This is a genomic window from Xaviernesmea rhizosphaerae, assembly GCF_001938945.1.
Classification (GTDB): Bacteria; Pseudomonadota; Alphaproteobacteria; order Rhizobiales; family Rhizobiaceae; genus Xaviernesmea; species Xaviernesmea rhizosphaerae.
Window position 1 is genome coordinate 1 of the sequence record NZ_MKIO01000032.1, and the last position, 22,129, is coordinate 22,129.

Here is a 22,129-nt window from a genome sequence, read left to right on the forward strand (position 1 = left end):
AATGGGCTACCGCAAACTCTCGGCTCGCCCCAGGCATCATGCCCAGGATGCCGAGGCGGCTGAGGCATTTAAAAAAACTTTTCCGCCGCAGTGGCAGAGATCGCCGCCGGTTCCTCCAAGGGCAAAGTGATCGAAATATGGTATCAGGATGAAGCCCGTGTCGGGCAAAAGAACAAGATCACCCGCCGCTGGGCCAAGCGGGGATCGAGGCCATCCGCCCCCCAATGACCAGCGGACACGCTCGGCCTATATCTTCGGCGCGATCTGCCCCAGGCACGGCAAGGCCGCAGCCCTCGTCACGCCTTGGGTAGCGATACCCATGCCATGAACCAGCACCTGATCGAGATATCCCGCAACGTCGCGGACGATGGCCACGCTATCCTCATCATGGATCAGGCCGGATGGCACATGTCCAACAACCTCATCGTTCCTGAAAACATTACCATCCTGCCACTGCCGCCCAAGTCACCCGAGCTGAACCCGGTCGAAAACATCTGGCTGTTCATGCGGGACAACTGGCTCTCAAACCGTGTCTTCAAGTCATACGAGGAGATCGTTGACCCTTGCGGCTACGCCTGGCGAAAACTCCAGCAGCGGCCATGGAACATCATGTCCATCGGCCGACGCCAATGGACCCATGGGTTCTGATCAATGAGGGTTGGTATAACTCTTCGCAAAGGAACGTTATTTGCGTTCCTGCGCCCAGGATCAGGCGATATCGTGAAATCTGGAGAGGGAAAAGAAGGCTGCGGCCATCGCAACTCCGTCCCGTTTCGGGTCCTGCCGCGGCCTGCCGTTCGCGCAACGGCTTTGCCGTCCTCCACTTCGTTCCGGCCCTTCGGCTGGCGCCTGCGTCGCCCGCTTGGGTGCGCGACCGTCCCTCGCCCCCGGCTTCTGGACCCCCGTGACGGGGTCGCGATCGGCGCGACCTCCGTGAACGGAGGTTCTGGAAATGAAGAGAAAAAGCCAAGGCGCATGCCTGGATGTTTACAGCCGCATCACCGAAAAGATCGTCGCCGATCTTGAAAGGGGCGTTCGTCCCTGGATGCGGCCCTGGCATTGCGGACATGCTGCGGGCAGGGTGGCGAGACCGCTGCGCCACAACGGTTTGCCCTATTCGGGGATGAACGTACTGCTTCTCTGGTCGGAGGCGGTCGCGCGAGGGTTCGCCGCACCGATCTGGATGACGTTCAAACAGGCCGTCGAACTGGGCGGCGCGGTTCGCAGGGGCGAAGCCGGAACGACGGTGGTCTTCGCCAGCCGCTTCACGAAGACCGAAAAGGACGCTCATGGCGGTGACGTCGAGCGCGACTTCCCTTTCCTGAAGACTTACACCGCCTTCAACGTTGAGCAGATCGATGGGCTGCCGGAGCGCTATTACGGTCCCGCTGCGCCCGTCCAGAACCCGGCCGAGCGGATCGAACACGCTGACCGCTTCTTCGCCAATACCGGTGCGATGATCAGACATGGCGGTGACAAGGCCTTCTTCTCATCCGCCGGCGACTTCATCCAGATGCCTGCGTTCCAGATGTTCAGGGACGCGGCGAGCTATTATGCGACGCTCAGCCATGAGAGCTGCCACTGGGCCGGCGGCCCCAACCGGTTGAACCGTGATCTAAGCCGCTATCATAAGGACCGATCCGAACGCGCCCGGGAGGAGCTCATTGCAGAGCTTGGCAGTTGCTTCCTTTGCGCGGATCTCGGCATCGCTCCCGAGCTTGAGCCGCGGCCGGATCATGCGAGCTACCTCGCCTCATGGGTTAAGGTTCTATCGGACGATCGTCGTGCCATCTTCCAGGCCGCAGCCCATGCGCAAAGTGCGGTCAGCTATTTGCATAATCTCCAGCCTGCTCCAGCCGGCGAAAGAGAGGCCGCCTGATGACGACCTCGCTCTCCCCTCGCCCGCTGAGCCTTGCATGTTCATCGAGCAAGCGAGACGACCCGACATCCATGCCCGCAATCCAGCCTTATAACGATCCGCTTTGGCAAACGCTTCGTACCGCCGATCCTCATCGTGAAAAGGCCTAGGTCGTCTTCCTCTCCGCGACGCTCGGCTTCCGTGCAGCCAGCACCCCGATCGAGTTCTACGATGCCCGGATGGCATCCGACATTGCCGAACGCATGGAAGCCGGCAGTCTTGGAACCCGATGGCCGCGGATAAAAGCCCGCCGCCACGTAATGCCCGAAGGCGAACATCCCGGAATGCATATCGCATTGATGCCCGGCTATCGTCGCTGTTCGTTCAACGATGTCGCCCTGGCAGGTTGTCATCTCTATCTCGACGTCATGCGCCATTTCGCCGAGCTGTTCCGGGATGCGGCTATATCACCGCTGACTGATGCGCGGATCACCAAGATCAACGGTCCGGTCGGCATGATGCGCCGAGACCTGCGGACCTGGTTGCTCGGGAGCATATCTGATGATCCTCGATCCTTTAACAGAAGGGCAGGGCCAGGCGCCGTCCTCCATCCGACTGCGCGTGCTTCCGCTCCTCGCCGGAGCCCAGTCCACCACCCTGACGCCGTTGGCGGCGTCTGGCGAGATCGGGTCGAAGCCCGATTGCGCGATCTTCACGGATACCGGCCGGGAGTCCAAGCTCGCGTTACGATCACCTCGATCGCCTGAAGTCACCCAATGCTCTGCCGTTCCCGGTCCACATCGTCTCGGCCGGGAACATTCGCGGCAAACTGATCGACACGGCTGCTGGCCGGCGCTGGGCATCGCCCCCGGCTTTTGCAAAGCATGACGCCGGCTGGCACCGAAGCACCCGACATCGATGAAAGTGAGGATGGCAAACTGGTCGAGATCGTCACCCAGCGGACATCGACCGAGGCCACGTCCATCGGCATGATCCGCCGCGCCTGCACGACCGACGACAAGCTCGTTCCTACTTCCCGGAAAATCCGCGAACTGCTCGACCTGACGCGAAAGCGGTTTCCTGCCATTCCGGTCGTGGAGCAGTGGATGGGCATCAGTGCGGGTGAAGCGAGCCGGATAAAGCCGAGCTTCGAGGTTTGGCCGGTCAAACCCTTATCACTGATCGAGAAGCGGATGACGTAGCGCTATGGTCTGGCATGGTTGCGGCGGCACGAATATCCCGAGCCTCCGCAATCCGCCTTTATCGGCTGCCCGTTCCATGATGACATGCGTTGGAGCTTCATGTGCGGGCATGATGCCAATACGTGGGGGTCAACGCGGTCGAGATCGATCACAAGCTGCGTACCGGCCTGTGGGGCACCTGCGGCGAGATTTATCTGCACCGGTCCTGCCTGCCGCTCGATGAGGTCGATCTGTCGACAGCTGGCGACCAAGGTCGACACGATCTGTGGCCGAACAAATCCGAGGGGATGTGTGGTGTCTGATCATTCCTCCGAACCGGAGGTGTGGTCTCCTTCAGATTGGTCCTAAGCAACACGGCCGTTCCGGAGATTGCCGATGGATATGAAATCAAGCAGTACGTCCTGAGACACGATCCCGATTGAAGCGCGTGATGGTGCTGCAGGTTGCCCAGCTTTCAACTGGAACGGACTACCGGTTCCGTTGCAGCGTCCTGGAAAGCCCCCCTGATCCGCAGCAGTGGTTATTCCCTGGGCAGTCGATTAAAGACGCCTAATGACGGGCTGAGAGGCTCCGCCTTCCGGGTGAGGCCGGTAGTCTCCTGAAAACCTCCCACCCCGATCAGTTCCAATTCACCAATTTCCGCCATCCTGATCGCTCGGCCACATCGCAGAATGGAAGGTGCGTTGCGCGGAGATCATGAATAGTAAGGGTCGTGGAAACGTCGTGGCCGCCATCGCTCCTGGTTCTGGTTCCTGTCGTGCCGAGTGCCGCAGTACCGCCATGACCTGAAAGTCCGGGGTGACGCGGGAAGGAAGCCGCAGGAATCCAATGGACGTCGCCATGAAAGGCCGTGAAGACGGATCACGTCTGATTATGTCTCAGGCGGACGGTGAGATTAGCCGATGACCGCCATTTTCGACATCCTTTTCGATGCGGTCTTCATCGGGCGCGGCCACCGCGGCCTCGATTTGACATGTCTGACCGCAAACCGGCGTCGCCTCGATCGTCCTTCCGCAACGGCTGTCGGTGGCTTTCTTCCCCTGCCGGCTGCGCCGCCATTCCTCGCGGCTCAAGAAAGCCGTCTCCTACCGTCCTCCACTGCGTTCCGGCCCAGGGGTGCGGCCCGATCGTTCGCGATCTTGTCGACAGTCATCGAGGTCGCGATGGTCGCGGCCCGAACAAATCGAAAGGATCTCGAAAATGGCAGCCATCGGCGAATTCACCACCAACGGCAACACCATCGTCGGCAACGTTCGCACCCTTACGGTCTCCATGAAGGCGCGCCTGATCCCCATCGAGCGGACTTCCCGCGACGCTCCGGACTTCCGGATCATGGCGGGTGCGGCCGAAGTCGGAGCGGGCTGGAACAAGGTCTCAGGCGATGAAGAGGCATATATCTCTGTCTCCCTCGACGACCCGAGCTTCAATGCCCCGATCAACGCAGCGCTGTGGCCGAGCGAGAGAGAGGGCGACTACTCGCTCGTGTGGAACCGCCCGAAGCGCGAAGCCTGATAGAGACTACCGGCCCCGCCCGAACGGCGGGGCCTCGCCCTCCTTGTGACGGAAAAGGAGCAGGGCATCGAGCCCTGTCCCTTTCTGGGGGCGATACGGATACGAAAGGTCTGCTCAGACCGGCCGATTGTACAATGGCGAAAGATCGGCCTCAAGGACGAGCAGTCCCCCCAATTTTCAGCCATCCCCCCTTCGGGCGGCGTCAGAAAATCGGCTCCCCCACTCGCCGCCTCCAGCGGTCGCGTTCCGCGATCCTTGACCCCTCACCCCCACCATCGCCGGGATCATCATCTTTCTCATGCATCAGGAGATGACGACGATGACGATCGAACAGCACATTGAGGAACTGCGCGCTGAGCTGAAGAATGCCGTGGACGCTGCAGAGCGCCGCAAGGTCATGGCCGAGTTGGAACTTGCACAAGCCGAACTCGCCGTGCTGTTGGCGGAGGACGTCAACCCGCCCATCTGACAGGGAATGTCGCATTGTGAGCCCGCACCCCGGATCGACCGACGAAGCGGGCTTGCATCAGCAATAGGTCAAATGGCTGCAAGCGGTTCAACGATAAAATGCCAGACCTTCACTGACCAGGGACGGCAGGCTGGATCACCATCACAATGAACAATGCGACCGGCAACACGGTGCGTCTGGGATCGTTCTGGCATTCCTTAGTTCAGAATACGGTGACCCTGGGGCGGTAGCCTCGTCGACGCTTTTGCCGTAGCAGGTCAAGGAAAAGCCTTACCGCTTCCTCCTCGCGACCGAAATGGTGCTCCATCCTCTGACCGTTCGACCCAATCCGCCCCCATGTGCGCACAAGGCAGGCCTCGCCGAACAACGTCTTCTCCACGGACATTGCGTAAAACCGCGCCATGTTCTTCTCAGCGTCAATTCTTTCGATACAGATGCGATAGGGCTGGATGGTCATAAGCGCAGATTCGTTCCTGCAACCCATTCCGTCCAACGACAAATTTGAATCTGTAAGGCTATAACGATTCATTGGCGTGAAGCATCGGGCGGGCGACCTGATGGCTGAGCCGCCGCAGTCCATTCGCAGCGCCTGCGTGCGCTCACGAAGCCGCCGTCCAAAGTCTTCGCCTTCAGTCACGATCCCGGCCGCAAATGATCGAGGCTGGAGCGACCGGCCTCGATCATTCGCGGCCGGGATCTCTCTTTGACGTCCCATGATGTACCCGCGGCTCCAGCGTCAAGGACGAGCCGACCTCACTGGCCGCCGCAGGCGGTCGCGTTCCGTGATCCTTGATCCCCCACGTTTTCGGTTCGGGATCCTACCGTCAGAAGGACGAAAAGATTTTTTGATGACTCGGGACAACACCCTTTTGCTGATGGTGAAGCTCTCCGGCCTCAAACTGCTCGTCCGGATCACCAGGCTCAGCTGGGATACCGATCTAGTCCGTAACGTCCATGATGTTGTCACGGCGGTCCTTCATGCCTTCCGCATAGACCTTGAGGCGCTGGTCGGAACCTTTGCTGGATAGGACCGGATGCATCTGATGATCCCATGAACGAATTGTGCGCAAGAGGTGTCGATCTGCACAGCTATTGGCTCGACAAAGGTCAACCTTGAGCCGTTAGCGGATGCCTGCATGTCGTTAACGTCGGGGATTGCCGCACTGCGGACACGCACGATCTCGAACGTCATGGCTCATGGTACCGAGTGCGCGTGGTTGCCGAGCCCGAACTGTGAGGCTTGGCTCCTATCCTCGATCAACTGGCTGACGAAGCGGGACTGATCCGGCCGACTATCATCATCTATTACCTGCCGGATGCCGGTGTAAATCCATCCTAAACTGCGACTATTGGATCCGTATGCTGCGATCCCTCGGTGACGGCTGGATCAAGGACGGCGGCCACAGCGCCCTGCGATGACGGAATCGATTCTATCCGATTCCTGCGAAGACACATTTCCTCCGAATATCGATCGGCGAGAATTGTCAGCTGACAATCCCTGCAAGCCTTTGAAAAATCACGATATCGCCTAGAACGCAAAGTCGCTAAGACGCATTAACTAAAAATAGCTTGACGAGCCTACGCGCATGATCATCATTCACGCAAAATACCACGAATTTTTAGGATTGGCGTGAATGGCGAACAGGGCGGCAATTTCTGCAAAACTGGGACATAGCAATCGCGTTTCGATCGACGAAACGATTGGAACGGACTCTGCTGTCTTGAGTTCGAAGCTGCAAGAGCTGTTTGAGCGCTTATTCTCTCCAAGCTCTAAAAAGTCACTCCGGCGGTTCAGCAGCGGCGAGACCGCAAAGCTTCTCGGCGTCACAGACAGCTATGTCAGGCATATCGCCGCCCAGGAAGATGCGGTCACCTCAGAGAAGACAGCGTCGGGCAAGAGAACATTCGCGCTGCACGAGGTGCATACGATCAGGCAAATCCTCGGGCGGACGAAGCCCACTTACCTGCCTAATCGTCGGGAGCATGACCACTTACAAGTCATCGCTGTCACGAACTTCAAGGGCGGCTCAGGCAAGACGACGACCGCAATCCATCTCGCGCAGTTTTTGGCGTTGCGCGGTTATCGCGTGCTCGCAGTAGACTTGGATCCGCAGGCATCGATGTCGGCAATGCTAGGCTTTCAGCCGGAATTCGATGTCGACGAAAATCAGACGCTCTATGGGGCTATCCGATATGACGCGCATCGACGGCCCGTCTCAGAGATCGTCAGGAAGACGTATTTCGCAGGCTTGGATCTGATCCCCGGTAATTTGGAGCTTCACGAGTTCGAGCACGACACGCCGCGTGCTCTAGCGTCACGAGATGCTGACGATACCGATATGTTCTTCATGCGTGTCAGTTCGGCGCTGATGGAGGTGCAGGACAGTTATGATGTCGTCGTAATCGATTGCCCTCCGACGCTTGGGTTTCTCACCTTATCGGCACTCTGTGCCGCCACGGCCGTGCTGATCACTGTCCATCCGCAGATGTTGGACGTCGCTTCCATGAACCAATTCCTGTCGATGACAGCCGATCTTTTGAACGTTGTGAGGGAGGCAGGCGGGAACCTCGACTATGACTGGATGCGATATCTCGTCACACGCTATGAGCCGAATGATGGGCCGCAGGCGCAAATTGTCGCTTTTCTCAGGAGTATTTTTGGTGAACGCGTCCTGACATCGATGATGGTGAAATCGACCGCTGTTTCGGACGCTGGCCTTTCAAAGCAGACGATCTACGAGGCAGGCCGAGAAACGATGAACCGGCAAACCTACGATAGAGCCGTCGAGGCGATGGACAGTGTCAATGCTGAGGTCGAAGCATTGGTGCGCAATGCGTGGAGTAGAGCATGAAGGCCAGGGACGTCCTTAAAAACCTGATCAGTGAGTCTGGTCAGAGCACAGGCGGTGCTCCGGCCGCACCGCAAGCTCACAAACCAAGTGGCGCTGTTCGCGCGATGAATCTGTCCATGGAGCGCCTGAGTGGAGAGGCAGCGGCTGCTAAGGAGCTTCGGCAGGTGCTTGCCGCGGGTGACAAAGTCGTTGAACTCGACCCGGCATTGATCGACACAGCATTCATACAAGACCGCATCGAGGTACAGAACGATCCGGAATTCGATCGGTTAGTGCTGTCGATTTCAGAGAGCGGCCAACAGGTTCCGATCCTAGTGAGGCCGCATCCTTCTCGTCCAGGACGTTACCAAGCAGCATACGGCCACCGCCGACTGCGCGTTGCTGCGATGACAGGCCGCCCCGTCCGTGCGGTTGTCAAAGTGCTGTCAGATGAGGAAGTGGTTTTGGCACAGGGCCAAGAAAACGGTCCTCGTATAGATCTTAGCTTTATCGAGAAGGCGCTTTTCGCCCAGCGCCTGGACACGCACGGTTTCGATCGCGACACGATCGCGAAAGCCTTGTCTGTCGACAAGCCTGAAACCTCTCGTCTGCTTCAGGTCGCAGAAGGTGTGGGGCAAGATTTGATTTTGGCCATTGGCCCTGCGCCAAAGGTAGGTCGGCCGCGTTGGCTTGCAATCGTCGAACGCTTGAAAAATGCCACCGCAGCACAGCGGGCCCAATCTGAAATTCGATCTCTTGAGTTCCTCCAGGCGGATTCAAACACTCGTTTCGAGCGGCTTTGGAAAAGCGTTCAGGAGCCTGCTCCAACAAAGCCGAATCGAAAAGAGCCGATCCGGACCAAAGATGGGCGGGTCCTTGGAGCATTTGAGCACGGATCGCGCGCATCGAAACTCGCGGTGACGTCGAAAGAGTTTGCTGCGTTCCTATCGGACCGCATGCCGGATCTCGTTACAGCCTTCGAAAAGGAAATAGACGCGAAGGCAGACACTTAACCGAATTGTCAGCTGACAATTCAACGCGAAACTGGAGACGAAACCGCAAAAGAAAAAGGCCCCCAAACGACCTAAGTCGTGGAAGCCCTTCTCGTATTCTCTAGCAAGGTCGAGATTCGCATTTCCATGAATCGCTGTCAAGCCTTTAGCGCCGTTTTGGTGAGCGGATTTCTTTTGCCTTTTGAAAGGTGAAGGAAGATGCGGAGTGGAAGTGTGACGACGCCCTTTGGGCGGCGACCGGCGAAGCTTGCCTTGGTCAAGGCTCAGCTTCATGCGGCAGAAACGAAGCCGAACAAGCCAATCGGGAAATGGCAGGTCTTCCGAGATGCGTGTGAGGCACGGGAACATCTTGGACTGCAGGATCGGGCCTTGGCGGTTCTTCATGCCCTGTTGAGCTTTTATCCCAACGACGAACTATCCGAAGAGGACGGCCTGATCGTCTTTCCGTCGAACAGGCAGCTCTCGTTGCGTGCTCATGGTATTGCTGGAACGACCCTTCGCCGTCATCTCGCTGCCCTGGTTGACGCCGGGCTGATCCAGCGCCGCGATAGCCCGAACGGCAAGCGCTATGTTCATCGAGACGGGGACGGGGAGATTGAACGCGCCTATGGTTTCGATCTGACACCCTTGTTGACGCGTGCTGCAGAGCTTGCCGGCCTTGCACAGGAAGTCGTCGCGGAACGCAGACGTCATAAGCTGGCACGGGAAGCCCTTACCATCTGCCGGCGTGATGTGCGGAAGCTACTAAGTGCTGTGATCGAGGACGGCACGGACGGCGACTGGACCAGCATCGAGGCGCAATATATCGCCATTTTGACGGCACTTCCACGTAATCCGAGCCGGAGTAAAGTCGAAGCTGCCCTGGATGAGATGTCACTGCTACGTAGCGAGATCGTCAGTTGCCTGGAAAATCAGCTAAAAACAGAAAATACGGATGGCAATGATAGCCAAAATGAACGCCACATACAGAATTCAAAATCCGAATCCATCTATGAATTTGAACCTAGCTCCGGAAAGGAGCAGGGCGCAGCCGTTGCGACAAAATCGAGGCCGACGCAACCGGCGCTAAAGTCATTCCCATTGGGTTTGGTGCTGCAAGCCTGCCCGCAGATCAGCGATTACAGTCGCGACGGCAAGATTGCGAATTGGCGCGACCTCATGGGGGCCGCCGTCGTGGTGCGCTCAATGCTGGGGGTCAGCCCGTCCGCCTATGAGGACGCCTGCATTGCCATGGGGCAGGAAAACGCGGCAACCGCGATCGCCTGCATTCTCGAGCGGGCGGAGCATATCAATTCGGCCGGCGGATATCTGCGTGATCTCACCCGACGCGCTGAACGGGATGAATTTTCGCTCGGGCCGATGCTCATGGCATTGCTGCGCAACAGCAGCGGCAGCCAGCATCGATCTGCGTCGTAAATGCCCGAATTCCTATGGCAACCTCGCAATCAATCGAGCAAGGCATGATATCTCTGGACGGTGGTTTCGTGCGCCGCGATCTTCACCGGATCGCCGCGTCGGCTTCGCCTACTGTCGGCAATGATCTCCTTCAGGGCTCGGACATCGTAACCTCCCGCCTTCGCCCGCTTGTAGACACCGACCTTCCTAACGTTGAGTTCATTCGTGTCGTCCTCTATGTCCTCGATCTTCTCTACGAGTTCCTTCAGATCCGGGTCTTTTGCCATCGCGTTGGTTCCCTCGCGTGCGCGTGCAGGCACACGCGCGAGAGACCGTCATGTTTCGAGGTTGAGATACTGCCGCAGCGCCAGCTCGACGATCTCCGAAGGAGCCACCTTCCTCTGCAAGGCGGCGTGTTTGGTCGCGACAATGACGGCCGGGTCGATCGATATCCTGAAGCGTTCGACTTGGCTCTGGGCGGCGGTGTCGCGAGCAGGACGTCTGCGTTCTATGTCCGGGCGTTCTTGTTGGGGAGATGAAGAAGGCAGGGGTGAGCTCATCGGGGCGACGTCTGACTTACCGATCGAGGCATCGATCAGGGCGTTGAGGTCAGAGAGATCGCGGCCGGACCGGGGGAGAGAAGGGAACTGTGTCATTTGGCTTGGTCCTTTGTTGGGGGTGGGCTGATAGCAGCCGTGATGTCGCCAATGAGGCTGACGATGTTGGCGCGCGCTTTGGTTACCTGGTCGGATTTCGATGGGTCCTTGCCGATGCGTTCAAGCGAGCCGGCATCCCGAGCAAACTGTTCGTAGACCTTCCGTGCGCGAACAAAGGTCGATAGGGCAGGGAGCTGGTGTTCTCGGATCATCCGCACGGCGTCCTGAAACGCCGCTGTGTTCGTGTCGATACCTTCCACACGATTGAGCACCAGATGAAGGGGCGCGCGCCTGAGGTTGGTCTGCGCCCAATCGAAGAGTTTCACCGTTTCGACCATCTCCATGACATTGGCCTTGGTCGGGACCAGTGTGATGTCGCTTGCGACGATTGCCGCAATCAGCAGATCGTTCATCGAGCCCTGCACGTCAATCAGGATGATCTCGGCGTCGGTGCTCCTGAGCAGGCGTTTGAGATCCTCCGGCTTTGTGGCAATCTCGCCCGTGAGTGTGTTCGGCCGAGACCCGGCCAAGTGGCATCGCGCGATCCATTGCAGACAGGATTGCTGCTTCTGATCAGCATCGATGATGAGAACGCGCCGTCCGCTTTGGGCAAGCTCGGAGGCAATGAGAAGGCATAGGGTCGATTTGCCGACCCCGCCTTTGGAATGGGCAAAGGCAAGAATGGTCATAGCGACCTCTGATAAGTATTTTAATATCGTATATACGATTAAACATAAACTCTTGTCTGTGCAAGCCTATGCGACCACACCAGGTCGCAAGAGGATCGTTGGCCCATAAGCCCTCGGTGGCTTGGCGTCCATAAGGATCCGCATGGCCACCTGTCGGCATGCGAGCAACAGGGGCCCACGTGCTCCCCGGACCACGGGCATTACGACCAGTCGAGGCTATGCGACCATCATCGGCTGTATAGCCACTAAGGCCAATGCAGCGATGGTGGGTCGAAGCGCCATGTAAGCCACTGTTGGCTATAGCATATCACACGGTTTCGGCTATCGCGGCCACTGAGAACTCAAGAGCCTCAACGGCCACTACAGCCACAACCGCCATTGAAGCCCCTAAAGGCTGAGCAGCCACATAAGCCATTGAAAATAAATAGTTTGTCCTGTTTTTGGATGGCAGGATAGCAGTTTTGGTGATACAAAACAGGCATGTGCCCGAGACGGGCGAGGGGCGCCTCCCGGCAGTCGCTTGAAACCGACCGGGAGGCCAAGACCGGCGGCATCAGAGGGACGGGGATGAAGAAGGCAGTCCGTGGAAAAGTCGTGCATGTGCGCTTGAGCGAGGACGAGTTTCTCGCTCTGCAGGCCTTCAGTGCGAAAGCCGGATGCAGCGTCAGCGCGGTGCTTCGCTCCCTGTCGCAGCAGGCAGTGGGCCTTGGGGAGACGCGTGGACGAAATTCAGAAATTGCAATAAAGTCGTATATAGGTGAGTTAACTGCAATTCGCCTGTTGCTAGAAGCGATCGCGTGTGATTTGCAGGGACCGGAGGAGCCGCGATTTGACGTGCTGATCGATAGCATGTCCCGCCTCGCCCTGCTGTTGAGCGATCACGCCTCGGACGTCGAGGCTATGTGTGATGCTTCCCGCCATCGAAACCGAGAGGGGGTCGCCGGCGATGTTTGATCTCCAGGACTTTCTCGGCCTTCTCGATGCGGCCGAGCGTCAGCGCCGGACATCGTCTGTTGTCCGTCAGAGCGGTCGCCCCTGGACAGGTCCGACGCCGCAGCCAGTGCCGTTCGATGATGAAGCGCGGCGGCGCCCCGGCAGTGGCTCGGGGGGCCGAAGGGCCATTTCTGGCAGCGTTGGACGGAAGGGGCAGGATGGCGCCTGGGTAGACCAGACTGCGCCGTCGGATATGCCTGCGGCGTTCCGGCAGTCGATTGCGCGCGGATCGCAGCCCGCTGTGGTCAAGCTGGTCAGCTTCGCGGCCGGCAAGACGCGGGTTGGCAAGTTGCTCGGCTATCAGAGCCGCGATGGTGAGCTCTCCGTCGAGAACGAAACCGGCGAGACTGTTGAGGGCCGCGACTGGATCAAAGCGCTTGCGAACGAGTGGGCCGAAGAGGATGGCCGCAAGCCGTCAAAGGATGTGCTGCACCTATCTCTCACCCTGCCGCCAACGAGCTGCTTGTCGGATGACGAAGTCGGAGAGGTACTGAAGGTCGCACTCGCCGGCCACCGGATCGCCTGGCAGAGACACATGGCAGGTGCGGGAGAGGGGAGGCGTGTCGAGTTAGTGATCAGCGCTGCGCGGCGACGCCTGGCCGACGAGAAGCGAGCTGGCCGGATCTTCGATAATCGCAAGTCTCTGCGAGATCTTGAAACGAGGTTGAAACGGGCGTTCGGTGCTGAGGCGCGTGTCGATGTGCATGGCTTCAGTCATGGGGTCGAGGGCGTCGCCCGCGGTCTTGGCCAGCTCCAGAAGGATGGCCGCCATCCGATCATCGCGGTTCGCATGGATAAGGCAGGCGCCTTTGTTGCGCAGCACGAGGTCGGCGGCGAACGCTCGATCGCCGATGAGGCGAGGGACTGGAAGCAAGATCTCCGCTCGCAGCAGCGCCGCGATGTCGCCCATATCGTGCTGAGCGCCAAGCCGGGGACGGCAAAGGAGGCTTTTGTCGGCGCCGCCCGCGCCATGCTCGCCAGTGAGTTTTCTGGGCATCGTTTCCTGTTCACACTGCATGAAGATCGCAATCACCTCCATGTCCATGCGGTCGTGAAGATGGTGTCGGAGACGGGCAAGCGACTGCATCCGAAGATCGAGGATCTGCGGCGCTGGCGTGCTGTCCTGGCGCACGAGGCGCGTGAGCGAAATATCCCTATGGACGCCGTCAGTCGCTTCGAGCGGGCCAATCCGCCGGGCTTCAAAATGAAGGATATCCGTCGGGTTGAACGTGGAGAGGCCTCTGAGACGGTGATGCGCCGTGTCGAGGCTGTCCGTCAGCAGGCTGTCCATATTCCGACACGAGCGGAGGGGGTGAGACGCGCGATGGCGAGCGCAGCCGGCTGGAGTGGTCATTTACAGACCGCCGAGACCGATCCTGCAGAGCCGCCGCAAAGGCCGGGCACGACACGGTTGTACCGGGTGCAGCGCGACAACGACCGGTCCGCAGCGCCGCTGTTTACCGTCGATCGAGCTGCTGCGGCGCAGATCCTGGCCCGGCAGGGCGGAACGTTGCGCTACATTGACGTCACCTCAAAGCAGCGTCAGGACATACGGCCGTCCCGCCTAAATCCCGAAGCCGTCTTCGTCGTTCCACGCGAGCTGGCCGCGGAGAGCCAGATTTTGTCCGTCACGGCCTTGGAGACCGCCGGCCTTTTCCGGCAACGTACCCTTGATGCGGTCCTGAATGGTGCGACGGCCGCGACCGAGCGAAACGCCCGTGAACTCTTGACAGCAAAGGAGCCTGGCATGGCCGATCTTGAAACGATGTCCTCGGCGTTTGCCGAGATGGAAACCAACCTCGATACACTGGCAAAGAACCTGCCGCCAGAGCGGCTTGCGGAGTTCGATGGCCTTCGCCAAAAGCTGAAGGTGAACCAGACGAAAATGATCGAAGCCCAGACCGCGATCGAGGCGAAGCGCGGGCGGATCGAAGGGGAAACCTGGGTTCAGCCGGTTCCGCAAAACTTTGTCGGCTTCGTCGCCGAGAAGCGCGGCGAGGATATCCGTTACAGCCACCGAGCGCCGGAGGGCCGGATCGGCGCTGTGGCCTTCACCGATCACGGCGACCGCGTGGAGGTCAGCCGCTCTCGGGATCGCGAGACCGTGCTGGCGGCTCTCCAGCTTGGCGCTGAAAAGTGGGGTGCGGTGCGTGTCAGCGGTCCTGATCGCTACAAGGTGCTGGCTGTCGAACTCGCCGCGGAACACGGCTTCCAGCTCACCAATCCGGAACTCCAGGACAAGCTTGCCTCCGCGCGGGACCGGATCGCACGCGAACGTCCGGAGCAGGCAAGCGTCCTCGCGGGCGCGACGCCGACACTGACGCTGGCGGACCGGCGATACGTCGAGGCTGCTGACGCTGCGCATCTTGATCGGGCTCAGGCTCCCGATCGTCGTGACACTGTCCAGGCATCCTCGCCTGCTGCTGCAGCGCGACAGAAGCGTGAGGAACAGACGATTGTGCCGGAGGCGGGTGCGAAAGGCGAGGTGGCGTCCGCCCAGACGCTGGATGGACCGAAAACGCCGCTCGATAAAGGCGATAAGGTGAAACCGTCTGATCGAGATCGCGCTTCGATTCTCGAGGCGATGCAGGTCGCGTCTGAGAAGTGGGGTGTTGTCGCGGTCAACGGCTCGGAGCGTGACAAGACAATCGCAGTCGAATTCGCGGCCGAGCACGGCTTCAAACTGTCGAACCCCGAACTTCAGGAGCGGCTCGCAGCAGCGCGGTCGAAGGTCGAGGAGCGGCAGGAGAGAGAACGCGCTCGCGAGCGCAAGCAACTCGGCTTCGTCGATGGCGCTGAAGCGGCGCCGACGGTTCGCCGATCCGACGCGGAAATCGGGATCGCGCTCGAAACGGTGAAGGAGAAAACAGAGGCTGAAGCGGCTCGCGAGGTGAAGCAGGCAAAACGGACCGCACAGATCGGAGAGCGGCCGATCGATGGTGGCGGCGACGATCATACCTACCGCACGAAGGCAGAAGCCTCAGCCGCCGTTCGGGCCGAAAAATTCATCGAACAAAACCCCACCAAACCGATCCCGGCTGATGTTGCCCAGTCGCCCGAAATTGAGCGTCAGCGGCTCGATCAAAAGGAGCTTCTCTCCGAGAAGGATGCAAACCGTCAGACGCAGGTTCGGAAGCAGAAGCCGAGGCAGCGCCGTTAGGCAAGGACCCATCGGTTGATTGTGCTTGTCGACCTGAACCGCACCGACGTGAGTCGCCTATCCCACGCTTCTGCAGCTTATCGCCGGGATTTCGATACGAGCAGTTTCCCCGCCGCCATGGATGGAACGTCAGGGACCCTTTGGAAGGCTTTGCCAGGCCCAAGCTTAAGTCCCGGTCATGAATGCTTGAGGCGCCATGCATCAAGCGCTTCTACAATGCGAGGTGTCTCGTTCGCCATGGGCGAGGGGGCCGAGTCGGTATCCGCAAAAGCCCGTCTGCCGCTCATTGGTTACAGAACCAGCCGGGCGGCCCGCCCCATTTTACGCTCGCCACTGTTATCGTAGCCCAACGCTTGGGTGAGCGTTGCGACGTCTTCGTCTGTCAGCAGTATAGCGAGTTGGTCATGGCGATCGGATGGCAGGATCGCATGCAAAGCATCGAGCTCTTCGGCACGTCGCGACGCATTCGGCGACGTTGCAAGTGGAGACTTGATCGCACCTGTCATCAACGATCCTTCCAAGGATTGACGATCGCTAGGCCAACGCCCTCGAAATCGGAGACATTTCGGGTCGCGACCGAAGCGCCGCGCGATAGCGGCGATCTGGGCGTCGAACTGACTGATTGGTCGGCCGGCACTACGGCGATCAGTCGCGATGGTCGCATAGATGTCGGCCGCCTCACGATCAAACGGTAAAACGCGTCCAAACAGATCCTCGGCAAAAATTGGCAGGATCGCCGCTTCCAGGTCTTTGCGTCGGCGGCCTTGTGGCAAAAGTACGCAAGCCGTACAGGATCTCGGCTTCGGTAACCGTGGTGGTGAAGACCGACGAAGGGTGCTGCGCCGCCAACCATTCGGTCACGAGCGTGCTCGGTGATGGCGAAAGCAGTTCCGAAATGACGTTGGTGTCGAGAACGATCACGGGCCGAGGTCCGGCACGTCGCGGATCGGCTCACGGGCGGGCAGCTCGAGATGGACACCGCCAACATTCGTCAAGCGCACACGAACAGTTTCGGCGAGATTACGCGCCGGTTTTTCGCCAGCGGCCAAGGCGCTACGAAGGATATCACGGGCTTCGTCTTCCATCGAACGGCCGTGGGTGGCGGCACGAAGTCGTAGCCTTTGTTTCAGCGTTTCATCGATATTGCGGATGGTCATGCTCGCCATTTGCCTCTCCGTACATCAATGATGGCATTGTTGTCATTGATTGCACACCTTTCAACATGGCGCCGGCCGAGCCTACTGGGCACAGTCGGCTCGAATGTGTGAAAATGGCCACACGCGCCGCCTGGTGGCGGATCATGGACCTGTTCGATCGTTATGGCTTCCCGATCACCGTCTCGGCCTGCGGGCAGGCCGTGGCGCGGGTCGCCGTTTCTGGCGCGCGATGCCGTGGCGCGAGGGCACGAGGTTTCGGCCCATGGCTGGCGTTGGGAGAGCCATGCCGGCATGGAAGAGGCGGCGGAAAAATTGGCGATCGCCCGGACAGTCGAGGCGATCCGCGCGGCAACCGGCGTCCGCCCCATCGGCTGGCACACGCGATCCGCACCCTCATCGAACACGCGCCGCCTGCTGATCGAGGAGGGGGGCTTTCTCTATGACAGCGACGCCTATAACGACGATCTTCCCTATAATCTCGATGTCGCGGGCCATCGTCACGTGATCCTGCCCTATGCGTTCGATACCAATGACATGCACTACTTTCACACCCAGCGCTTTGCGGGCCGCGATTTCGCCGACTATGTGATCGATGCGGCGGACTGGCTTCACCGCGAGGGCGGGAGGATGCTGTCGATCGGGCTGCACCTGCGCATGATCGGGCGGCCCGGCCGCATCGGCGCGCTGGCGATGATCATCGATCATCTTGCCGCGAAACCCGATATCTCGGTCGCGCGGCGCGCCGATATAGCATGGCATTGGCTGTCACTTGCGGGGGAGGCGCCACGGTGAGGCCTAAACTGCTGATCGCCAATCCCAATACGTCCTGCTCGGTGACGGACCGCCTGGTCGCCGTGGCCCGGCGTCTGGCAGGACCACGAGCGGAGATCATCGGCGCGACCGCGCCATTCGGGGCCACTGCCTTGGTAACGACGCGCGATATCGAGATCGCCGAACTGGCCGTCCTCGCCATGGCCGGTGCTCATGAGGAAGTGGACGGCATCCTGGTCGCCGCCTTTGGCGACCCTGGCCTCTCAACCTTGCGGGCCATCAGCCGGGTTCCCGTTCAAGGGCTCGGCGAGGCCGGGCTGCTGAGTGCCGCTCAGGCAGGCAAGCGTTTTGCGATCCTGACGCTCGGCCCTTCCCTAAAAACGGCGATTGAGGAAAAAGTCCGCACGCTCGGTCTTTCATCCAGGCTTGCGGCCATCCGCTTTCTGGATTGCGGTGTCCTCGATCTCGCGGCCCAGCCTGCCCGCTATCACGACGACATCCTTCACAATGTCCGGTTATTGAAGGAGGAGACGCGGGCCGAAGCAGTACTGTTGGCTGGCGCGCCCTTCTGCGGCCTTGCCGGCGAACTTCGCTCGCGCGCATGCGCCCCGCTTTACGACGGGCTTGACGCTGGTATCGGCAGGTTCCTGCTGCCCTTTGTCTAAGGAGCTAAGAGGTTTATCATTTTGAACAGGGCTTTCTCTTGGCCGTTGACGAACAGGAGGGTTTGATAGCCGCAGCTTCGACGAAGCAAGCGTCCTGAGGACCATAACGTCGCTGTCACGGCTCCTGGATATCGGCCTGATGAACGATCGCGTCTCAAATGCTCACGTCCTTTTTGGTTTCACACTCGGCTTCTCCAACGTTCTGCTGGTCGTTATAAGCCCGCTGCTTTCGTCAAGTTCACGCGGAACCGGTCGCGCCGCCGCTGATACCGCCGCGTCATCTCGGCCGACGCATGCCCCAAATGTTTCTGCACATAGCGCTCGTCGACCTCGGCCGATGAGGCGAGGCCGGCGCGCAGTGAGTGGCCGGAGAACCTCAAGGCGCGCTCGATCTCGCTGAGATCGCCGCGAATGCCAGCCGCCATCGCCGTCCGCTTCACCAGCCGCGCCACCTCCTTGTCGTTCAACCGCTCGGAGCCAATGGCCTTGCCCTGACCCGTCACCCTGCGGAAGAGGGGACCGTGCGCCAATTTGGCGAACGTGATCCACATCTCGACGGCCGCGATCGGGCAGGTGGCGTCGGATGAGCCACGGCCGATCTCGACCTCGCGCCATCCGCTTTTGCCGCGCAGGGTGACGAGCAGGCCCTTGTCCAGGATTTCGATCCAGCCGCGCCCGTCCTCCGTCTGCTCCGCCTTCAGATCGAGACCGACGATCTCCGAGCGCCTGAGACCGCCGGCATAGCCGATCAGCAGCATGGCCCGATCGCGCAGGCCACGGAGTGTGCCGCGATCGAGCGTCTCGATCATGGCGATGATTTCGTCCGCCAGCACCGCTTCCTTCTGCGCGGGCGGACGGGCATGGCTCTTGCGGATGCCGGCCATGACGGTGGCGATATGTCTGTCCTTCCGATCGAGGATGAGACCGCGCTGGGCATAGTTCCAGCTGAGTGAGGACAGGCGCCGTTCGATCGTTGACACCGAATTGGCCTTCATGCCCCGGTCGGCAGCACCCGACGCACAGGCTGTGATGTAGAGCCCGACCGTCTGTGGATGCGGGGGGAGGGGAGAGAGGCCGGATCGGCGACACCAGGCGGAAAAGTGTTTCCAGTCGGATGCATAGGCTTTCCGGGTGTTGCTCGAGCTGGAGGCTTCGACATATCCACGCGCACGATCGGTCAGATCCTGCAAATGCTGCGGCAAAGGAGGGGAGGCTACGGCCTGCGGAAGGTCTGTGTCACCAACGCCATCTTCGCTGATCATCACGCCGCCTCGATATCCGTTTGTTTGAAGTCCTCCCCGATGAAGAGCAGGGCGTCATCGACACGTTTGGCCAGAGCGTATGAGAAGCAATCGGCGAAATTCAGTCCTGCCGGATGGCGGCCCTTGCCATAGGTCAGCCAGGCCTGGGTGGCCAGATCGACAAGCTCTGCATCGACCGGAATGATCTCAGCTGCAATCTTTGACAGCCATAAGTCTATTTCGGCCAGCGCATGCTCGCCGCGCCGGCTGACCATAACCATGCGGGCTTCGAACACGCAGGTCGCCGGGATCAGCCGGATTGGGTCAGCGACGATAGCTCTCTCAAGCCGTTCTGCCTGCGGCTCGTCGCGCAGGATCGCAACCACGGCGGACGTATCGATGACCATCAGTTTGGAATTCCCTGGTCATCGAACCCGACGATCTCTTCGTCGGTTCGCTTTTCCAATTCCGGTAACCGTGCCAGTCTTTTCCGGATAGCGCGAAGTTCGTCCAGCATGTGATCCTTCGGGACGTCGCTGTACCCAAGCCGATGAAGTCGTTCGGTGAGCGCCTGATGGATCGCCGCCGTTTTGCTGATACCTTGGCGGCGAGCGAGTTCATCGACCAGCGCGACTGTTGCTGGGTTTTTGATGTTCAGGGACACGGGAATCTCCAAAAATCTACCTTTTTATCTGTTTCTACCGCATTCTCTGACCTCCGTCAAATAAGTCCGATAAGTCAACCTTATCGGACGTTTTTTTGCGGCCGACACGGCGTGCGGTTTATGAGGTTTGAGATAGCATCAACCGCACCTATCGTGTAACGTCTTCGACATGAAGTTGCCCGCCGCCACCCCTGCTTCGACCACTCGCCCGCTGGCCCCGTTGCCGGCCTGGGCTCTGCCGCGAGATCGCGCTCTGCCGGAAGCAGACGCCGCCTTTGCGGCCGGCATCGCTCTGAAATCCCTCGACGATCTGGTTCGTATCAACCCTGTCTGGAGCGGCGGCTGGCGGTCCCGGCAGGCGCTCACCTGCGCCGAGGCAGCGGTGCGGTGGATGGGCCGCAAGGAGGACAAGCAGGCGCTACGCGATGCCGTGCTGCTGACCGCTGCCCACGGCGATCCCGGCCCGGCCGGAAAAGTGCTTTTGGCCTATCAGCGGCTGGCCATGCGCAGGCCCGGCTTCTCGTCCCGGGCGATCATGGAGCTGGCAGATCTTCTCGGTCAGGCCTGGGACAACCGTCTGGCGTCGGCCGTCGATCATGCTGACAATGCCCTGCAGTCGGGTCGGCCGGCGCCGTTCGCCGCCGCGGCGCTGCTGACGGCGATTGTCGCGGTTCGTCCGGATGCCGAGCCGCTCGCCTGGGCGCTGGCCGATCTGCTGATCGCCTTGATGCTGGGGTGGAACCGGCCCGTGCCGCTGCTGATGGCCGAGCGTGATGGCCCGGCGTTCCGCGTGGCCGCGGGGCGGGGACGGGTGCGCCCGGGTGACGCTGATTTCGCGCGGGCGGTTTGCCTGGCCCTGGTCGATGGCGCCAGCAGCGCCCTGCGTTCGGCGAGCGACATTGCCCGACGCGCCGACACGCTGCTGGCTTGCGCAGCAAAGGTGCGGACCAAGGGCGCCGCGCCGGTGATCCAGGCCTTGCTTGATGAGGACGCCGTGGCAGCCTCGGCGCCCGGAAGCAACCTGTCGCGCTGGGCCGCATCCCGGCTGTTCGACCGGCTCGAGGGCTTTGGGGCCGTGCGCGAGCTCTCCGGACGATCCGCATTCCGGATTTATGGACTGTGACGATGGCTGAGACGGGCACGAGGAAGAAGCAGCGGACGGGCAACGTCACGTCCGAAAGGGATGGTCTCTACGACCGCGAGCTGGCCGACCTACCGCCGGGGCTGCGCTGGCGCGAATGGATGCTGCGCGTCGAAGCGGTGATCTTTGCCTCCGCCGAGCCGGTCGGTCGCGAAACCCTAGCGCGCGTGGTGGGCAAGGACTGCAGCATTGATCTGCTGATCGATGATCTGCAGGAGGAACTGAAGGATCGTCCCTACGAGCTGGTGTCAATCGCCGGTGGCTGGCAGCATCGCACCCGACCGCGCTTTGCCGAGACCATTCGTGCGTCGTCGGCGCCAACCCGAGGAGGGGCTGCAGCACTTTCGCAGTTCGAGACGATGGTGCTGATGGCGGTGGGGTATTTCCAGCCCATCACCCGTGGCGAGCTGTCGAAGATTTTTGGCAAGGAGGTCAGCCGCGACGTCATCGGCAGTTTGCGCGGTGCGGGGTTCATCGGCTCAGGGCCGCGCAGCCCGACGCCAGGAGCGCCGTATACCTATGTGACGACGCCCCACTTCCTCTCAGCTTTCGGCCTGCAGTCGCTGCGCGATCTGCCCGATATGGAGGCGCTCGAGGATGCTGGGCTGGTCAGCCGGCAGATTGTGCAAAATGAGCAGCTCGCTCCTGAGACCGAGGCTGATGAGGAATAGAAGAAGCCCCCGTTGGGCCAAAGATCCCGAGAATGCTCTAT

The 22,129-nt window shown here is 60.3% G+C and carries 26 protein-coding genes and 2 pseudogenes; 17 read left to right on the forward strand and 11 right to left on the reverse strand.

Annotation, left to right across the window (positions count from 1 at the left end):
• From BJF92_RS26085 to BJF92_RS26335, 5 genes and pseudogenes are all read left to right on the forward strand, one after another.
• Window positions 1–648, forward strand: a pseudogene (locus BJF92_RS26085) (IS630 family transposase); the annotation flags it as partial.
• A gap of 304 nt (window positions 649–952) precedes the next feature.
• Entirely contained in the window at window positions 953–1,879 is a 927-nt protein-coding gene (locus tag BJF92_RS14975) for an ArdC family protein (protein ID WP_075635569.1), read from the forward strand.
• 218 nt (window positions 1,880–2,097) lie between these two features.
• A complete protein-coding gene (locus BJF92_RS26325; protein ID WP_342585795.1) occupies window positions 2,098–2,625 on the forward strand; it encodes a hypothetical protein in 528 nt (175 codons plus the stop codon).
• Window positions 2,626–2,742: 117 nt separating this feature from the next.
• On the forward strand, window positions 2,743–3,060 hold the full coding sequence (locus BJF92_RS26330) for a hypothetical protein (protein ID WP_342585796.1): 318 nt from the start codon (window positions 2,743–2,745) through the stop codon (window positions 3,058–3,060).
• Window positions 3,061–3,182: 122 nt separating this feature from the next.
• Window positions 3,183–3,362: a hypothetical protein gene (locus tag BJF92_RS26335; protein ID WP_342585797.1), complete on the forward strand. Its 180-nt coding sequence runs from the start codon at window positions 3,183–3,185 to the stop codon at window positions 3,360–3,362.
• 576 nt (window positions 3,363–3,938) lie between these two features.
• Here BJF92_RS26335 and BJF92_RS25790 read toward each other — a convergent pair.
• Window positions 3,939–4,133 carry a hypothetical protein gene (locus BJF92_RS25790; RefSeq protein ID WP_198931559.1) on the reverse strand — a complete coding sequence of 65 codons (195 nt, stop codon included), beginning with the start codon at window positions 4,131–4,133 and terminating at the stop codon, window positions 3,939–3,941.
• 127 nt (window positions 4,134–4,260) lie between these two features.
• On the opposite strand from BJF92_RS25790, the gene BJF92_RS14985 reads away from it, so the two are divergent.
• Together BJF92_RS14985 and BJF92_RS25795 are read left to right on the forward strand one after the other, a co-directional pair.
• Window positions 4,261–4,572: a DUF736 domain-containing protein gene (locus tag BJF92_RS14985; protein WP_075635570.1), complete on the forward strand. Its 312-nt coding sequence runs from the start codon at window positions 4,261–4,263 to the stop codon at window positions 4,570–4,572.
• Between the two features lie 319 nt (window positions 4,573–4,891).
• The gene (locus tag BJF92_RS25795; RefSeq protein ID WP_198931560.1) at window positions 4,892–5,041 is read left to right on the forward strand and encodes a hypothetical protein; all 150 of its coding nucleotides are present in this window, start codon (window positions 4,892–4,894) and stop codon (window positions 5,039–5,041) included.
• Window positions 5,042–5,243: 202 nt separating this feature from the next.
• Here BJF92_RS25795 and BJF92_RS14990 read toward each other — a convergent pair whose 3' ends face one another.
• Window positions 5,244–5,498: a WGR domain-containing protein gene (locus BJF92_RS14990; protein ID WP_075635571.1), complete on the reverse strand. Its 255-nt coding sequence runs from the start codon at window positions 5,496–5,498 to the stop codon at window positions 5,244–5,246.
• A 391-nt stretch (window positions 5,499–5,889) separates the two neighbouring features.
• Here BJF92_RS14990 and BJF92_RS14995 point away from each other — a divergent pair, with 391 nt between their 5' ends.
• The 4 genes from BJF92_RS14995 (at window position 5,890) to repC (ending at window position 10,301) form a co-directional block, all read left to right on the forward strand.
• A complete protein-coding gene (locus BJF92_RS14995) occupies window positions 5,890–6,069 on the forward strand; it encodes a hypothetical protein (RefSeq protein WP_075635572.1) in 180 nt (59 codons plus the stop codon).
• 606 nt (window positions 6,070–6,675) lie between these two features.
• Window positions 6,676–7,893 carry a plasmid partitioning protein RepA gene (gene repA, locus BJF92_RS15000; protein WP_075635573.1) on the forward strand — a complete coding sequence of 406 codons (1,218 nt, stop codon included), beginning with the start codon at window positions 6,676–6,678 and terminating at the stop codon, window positions 7,891–7,893.
• A complete protein-coding gene (repB, locus tag BJF92_RS15005; RefSeq protein ID WP_075635574.1) occupies window positions 7,890–8,885 on the forward strand; it encodes a plasmid partitioning protein RepB in 996 nt (331 codons plus the stop codon). Before repA ends, repB begins: the two co-directional genes overlap by 4 nt.
• Before the next feature lie 198 nt (window positions 8,886–9,083).
• Entirely contained in the window at window positions 9,084–10,301 is a 1,218-nt protein-coding gene (repC, locus tag BJF92_RS15010) for a plasmid replication protein RepC (RefSeq protein WP_075635575.1), read from the forward strand.
• Between the two features lie 29 nt (window positions 10,302–10,330).
• Here repC and BJF92_RS15015 read toward each other — a convergent pair whose 3' ends face one another.
• The 3 genes from BJF92_RS15015 to BJF92_RS15025 are packed head-to-tail and all read right to left on the reverse strand — an operon-like array spanning window position 10,331 to window position 11,625.
• Entirely contained in the window at window positions 10,331–10,567 is a 237-nt protein-coding gene (locus BJF92_RS15015) for a GapR family DNA-binding domain-containing protein (protein ID WP_075635576.1), read from the reverse strand.
• Between the two features lie 48 nt (window positions 10,568–10,615).
• Window positions 10,616–10,936: a ribbon-helix-helix domain-containing protein gene (locus BJF92_RS15020; protein WP_075635577.1), complete on the reverse strand. Its 321-nt coding sequence runs from the start codon at window positions 10,934–10,936 to the stop codon at window positions 10,616–10,618.
• Complete coding sequence (locus BJF92_RS15025) at window positions 10,933–11,625, reverse strand: ParA family protein (RefSeq protein WP_075635578.1); 693 nt, start codon at window positions 11,623–11,625, stop codon at window positions 10,933–10,935. The genes BJF92_RS15020 and BJF92_RS15025 overlap by 4 nt, the downstream gene beginning before the upstream one ends.
• Before the next feature lie 567 nt (window positions 11,626–12,192).
• Between BJF92_RS15025 and BJF92_RS15030 the strand changes: the two genes are divergently transcribed.
• Window positions 12,193–12,579 (forward strand): hypothetical protein, encoded by a 387-nt coding sequence (locus BJF92_RS15030; protein ID WP_143524050.1) that lies wholly within the window; start codon window positions 12,193–12,195, stop codon window positions 12,577–12,579.
• Entirely contained in the window at window positions 12,572–15,778 is a 3,207-nt protein-coding gene (locus tag BJF92_RS15035) for an LPD7 domain-containing protein (protein ID WP_075635605.1), read from the forward strand. Before BJF92_RS15030 ends, BJF92_RS15035 begins: the two co-directional genes overlap by 8 nt.
• Window positions 15,779–16,068: 290 nt before the next feature.
• On the opposite strand, the gene BJF92_RS15040 is transcribed toward BJF92_RS15035, so the two are convergent.
• The 3 genes and pseudogenes from BJF92_RS15040 to BJF92_RS15050 form a co-directional block, all read right to left on the reverse strand.
• Complete coding sequence (locus BJF92_RS15040) at window positions 16,069–16,284, reverse strand: hypothetical protein (RefSeq protein ID WP_075635580.1); 216 nt, start codon at window positions 16,282–16,284, stop codon at window positions 16,069–16,071.
• Window positions 16,284–16,699, reverse strand: a pseudogene (locus BJF92_RS15045) (PIN domain-containing protein). Before BJF92_RS15045 ends, BJF92_RS15040 begins: the two are co-directional and overlap by 1 nt.
• A complete protein-coding gene (locus tag BJF92_RS15050) occupies window positions 16,696–16,944 on the reverse strand; it encodes a FitA-like ribbon-helix-helix domain-containing protein (RefSeq protein WP_075635581.1) in 249 nt (82 codons plus the stop codon). Before BJF92_RS15050 ends, BJF92_RS15045 begins: the two are co-directional and overlap by 4 nt.
• Window positions 16,945–17,169: 225 nt before the next feature.
• Here BJF92_RS15050 and BJF92_RS15055 point away from each other — a divergent pair, with 225 nt between their 5' ends.
• Window positions 17,170–17,727 carry a polysaccharide deacetylase family protein gene (locus BJF92_RS15055; RefSeq protein WP_245294776.1) on the forward strand — a complete coding sequence of 186 codons (558 nt, stop codon included), beginning with the start codon at window positions 17,170–17,172 and terminating at the stop codon, window positions 17,725–17,727.
• Window positions 17,688–18,371 (forward strand): aspartate/glutamate racemase family protein, encoded by a 684-nt coding sequence (locus tag BJF92_RS15060; RefSeq protein ID WP_143524051.1) that lies wholly within the window; start codon window positions 17,688–17,690, stop codon window positions 18,369–18,371. Before BJF92_RS15055 ends, BJF92_RS15060 begins: the two co-directional genes overlap by 40 nt.
• Window positions 18,372–18,583: 212 nt before the next feature.
• On the opposite strand, the gene BJF92_RS15065 is transcribed toward BJF92_RS15060, so the two are convergent.
• The 3 genes from BJF92_RS15065 to BJF92_RS15075 are packed head-to-tail and all read right to left on the reverse strand — an operon-like array spanning window position 18,584 to window position 20,276.
• Window positions 18,584–19,633, reverse strand: a complete 1,050-nt coding sequence (locus tag BJF92_RS15065) for a tyrosine-type recombinase/integrase (RefSeq protein WP_075635584.1) — start codon at window positions 19,631–19,633, stop codon at window positions 18,584–18,586.
• Entirely contained in the window at window positions 19,633–20,019 is a 387-nt protein-coding gene (locus tag BJF92_RS15070) for a type II toxin-antitoxin system VapC family toxin (RefSeq protein WP_075635585.1), read from the reverse strand. The genes BJF92_RS15065 and BJF92_RS15070 overlap by 1 nt, the downstream gene beginning before the upstream one ends.
• Entirely contained in the window at window positions 20,019–20,276 is a 258-nt protein-coding gene (locus BJF92_RS15075) for a type II toxin-antitoxin system VapB family antitoxin (protein ID WP_075635606.1), read from the reverse strand. Before BJF92_RS15075 ends, BJF92_RS15070 begins: the two co-directional genes overlap by 1 nt.
• Window positions 20,277–20,445: 169 nt before the next feature.
• Between BJF92_RS15075 and BJF92_RS15080 the strand changes: the two genes are divergently transcribed.
• Window positions 20,446–21,399 carry a DUF1403 family protein gene (locus tag BJF92_RS15080; RefSeq protein ID WP_075635586.1) on the forward strand — a complete coding sequence of 318 codons (954 nt, stop codon included), beginning with the start codon at window positions 20,446–20,448 and terminating at the stop codon, window positions 21,397–21,399.
• 2 nt (window positions 21,400–21,401) lie between these two features.
• Entirely contained in the window at window positions 21,402–22,088 is a 687-nt protein-coding gene (scpB, locus tag BJF92_RS15085) for an SMC-Scp complex subunit ScpB (protein WP_075635587.1), read from the forward strand.
• Window positions 22,089–22,129 lie beyond the last annotated feature (41 nt).

Bases quoted from the DNA above. Each gene is read 5' to 3' on its own strand.
- BJF92_RS15030 (WP_143524050.1), top strand. From the start codon at position 12,193: ATGAAGAAGGCAGTCCGTGGAAAAGTCGTGCATGTGCGCTTGAGCGAG.
- BJF92_RS15070 (WP_075635585.1), bottom strand. From the start codon at position 20,019: ATGGTCATCGATACGTCCGCCGTGGTTGCGATCCTGCGCGACGAGCCG.
- BJF92_RS15015 (WP_075635576.1), bottom strand. From the start codon at position 10,567: ATGGCAAAAGACCCGGATCTGAAGGAACTCGTAGAGAAGATCGAGGAC.
- BJF92_RS15025 (WP_075635578.1), bottom strand. From the start codon at position 11,625: ATGACCATTCTTGCCTTTGCCCATTCCAAAGGCGGGGTCGGCAAATCG.
- BJF92_RS26325 (WP_342585795.1), top strand. From the start codon at position 2,098: ATGGCATCCGACATTGCCGAACGCATGGAAGCCGGCAGTCTTGGAACC.
- scpB (WP_075635587.1), top strand. From the start codon at position 21,402: ATGGCTGAGACGGGCACGAGGAAGAAGCAGCGGACGGGCAACGTCACG.
- BJF92_RS14995 (WP_075635572.1), top strand. From the start codon at position 5,890: ATGACTCGGGACAACACCCTTTTGCTGATGGTGAAGCTCTCCGGCCTC.
- BJF92_RS15020 (WP_075635577.1), bottom strand. From the start codon at position 10,936: ATGACACAGTTCCCTTCTCTCCCCCGGTCCGGCCGCGATCTCTCTGAC.
- repC (WP_075635575.1), top strand. From the start codon at position 9,084: ATGCGGAGTGGAAGTGTGACGACGCCCTTTGGGCGGCGACCGGCGAAG.
- BJF92_RS15040 (WP_075635580.1), bottom strand. From the start codon at position 16,284: ATGACAGGTGCGATCAAGTCTCCACTTGCAACGTCGCCGAATGCGTCG.
- BJF92_RS15080 (WP_075635586.1), top strand. From the start codon at position 20,446: ATGAAGTTGCCCGCCGCCACCCCTGCTTCGACCACTCGCCCGCTGGCC.
- BJF92_RS15060 (WP_143524051.1), top strand. From the start codon at position 17,688: ATGGCATTGGCTGTCACTTGCGGGGGAGGCGCCACGGTGAGGCCTAAA.
- repB (WP_075635574.1), top strand. From the start codon at position 7,890: ATGAAGGCCAGGGACGTCCTTAAAAACCTGATCAGTGAGTCTGGTCAG.
- BJF92_RS15050 (WP_075635581.1), bottom strand. From the start codon at position 16,944: ATGGCGAGCATGACCATCCGCAATATCGATGAAACGCTGAAACAAAGG.
- BJF92_RS14985 (WP_075635570.1), top strand. From the start codon at position 4,261: ATGGCAGCCATCGGCGAATTCACCACCAACGGCAACACCATCGTCGGC.
- BJF92_RS15065 (WP_075635584.1), bottom strand. From the start codon at position 19,633: ATGATCAGCGAAGATGGCGTTGGTGACACAGACCTTCCGCAGGCCGTA.
- BJF92_RS15035 (WP_075635605.1), top strand. From the start codon at position 12,572: ATGTTTGATCTCCAGGACTTTCTCGGCCTTCTCGATGCGGCCGAGCGT.
- BJF92_RS14975 (WP_075635569.1), top strand. From the start codon at position 953: ATGAAGAGAAAAAGCCAAGGCGCATGCCTGGATGTTTACAGCCGCATC.
- repA (WP_075635573.1), top strand. From the start codon at position 6,676: ATGGCGAACAGGGCGGCAATTTCTGCAAAACTGGGACATAGCAATCGC.
- BJF92_RS26330 (WP_342585796.1), top strand. From the start codon at position 2,743: ATGACGCCGGCTGGCACCGAAGCACCCGACATCGATGAAAGTGAGGAT.
- BJF92_RS14990 (WP_075635571.1), bottom strand. From the start codon at position 5,498: ATGACCATCCAGCCCTATCGCATCTGTATCGAAAGAATTGACGCTGAG.
- BJF92_RS25795 (WP_198931560.1), top strand. From the start codon at position 4,892: ATGACGATCGAACAGCACATTGAGGAACTGCGCGCTGAGCTGAAGAAT.